The organism is Burkholderia sp. Se-20378, from assembly GCF_017104665.1.
GTDB lineage: Bacteria > Pseudomonadota > Gammaproteobacteria > Burkholderiales > Burkholderiaceae > Burkholderia > Burkholderia lata.
In genome coordinates, this window is sequence record NZ_JAAGPG010001061.1 from 1 (window position 1) to 1,175 (window position 1,175).

1 protein-coding gene is annotated in these 1,175 nt (G+C 65.2%); it reads left to right on the plus strand.

Annotation, left to right across the window (positions count from 1 at the left end; all coding sequences use genetic code 11):
- Positions 1-454: 454 nt before the first annotated feature.
- Positions 455-1,175 (plus strand): LysR family transcriptional regulator (locus G3N93_RS40130; protein ID WP_206135538.1); only part of this gene is annotated, 721 nt, incomplete at its 3' end.

The following is a 1,175-nucleotide window of genomic DNA, read 5'->3' on the forward strand; positions in this document are numbered from 1 at the left end:
CCTCGCGCCAGCCCAGCGACATCGGATGGGGAATGAAGCTGTGCAGCCATTGCCGCAACGTGCGGCGCGACGAAGGGGAGCCTGACGACATGGACGGTAAGCGGTAAAAGTGACAGCGCGGATGCGCGCAGCGACAAGCCGCGAATTATATCGCGTTGTGATACAAATTGTCGCGCTGCATCAAGCCGTTGCACGTGCGCGACGCACGTTGCTTGCAAAAAGCTTTCATATGATGAGAGCTTGCGGGCCGGGGAACCGCGCAAATTTGTCTGCAGCGGCGTACAATTCGGGCCACTGAATCCCCCGTCATGCCAGAACTACGTACGCGATGCCCGCTCTCCCGCCTTTCTCCCGGCACGGTGATCGATTCGACGTGGTTCGCGGCTGCGTTCCGTTCCCCACCTGACGCGAGCGCTGCCGACGCCTCCCCACTGACTCTCCCCAAGCCAATTCAATGGACATGCTCGAAAACATGCGCCTGTTCGTGCGCGTTGTCGAAGCCGGCAGTTTTACTGCGGTCGCGAAGGAAATCGACGCGACCACCGCGCAGGTGTCGCGCGCGGTATCGAACCTCGAAGCGCACGTTCAGACGCGGCTGCTGCATCGCACGACGCGCCACCTCGGCCTCACCGAAAGCGGCGAACGCTATTTCGAGCGCGCGAAATCGATCCTCGCGGAAATCGACTACGCGAACGCGGAGGCGCGCAACGCACTGCTGCGGCCGAGCGGCAAGATGCGCATCCACGCGATGACGGGGCTCGGGCAGAGTCACGTCGTGTCGTCGATCGTGCGCTACCAGGAAGACAACCCCGACGTGTCGGTCGAGCTGACGCTCGCGCAGCGGATGCCGAATCTCGTCGAGGAGGGCTATGACGTATCGATCGTGACGGCGTCGCAGTTGCCCGATTCGGGCTATGTCGCGCAGACCTGCGGCACGAGCTGCAGCGTGCTCGTCGCGTCGCGCGAATACCTGGCGCGCCACGGCACGCCGCAGTCGCCCGACGAATTGCCGAACCACGTGTGCCTGCGCCTCGATACGCCCGCGTCGCCGGCCGGCGAGTGGCGGCTCGAGCGCAGCGACGGCGAGGAGGCCGTGTACGAGCTGCAGCCCGCGCCGTTCCAGGTCAACGTGCCGGACGCGCTGTGCGTCGCGGTGCGCGCCGGGCGCGGGATCG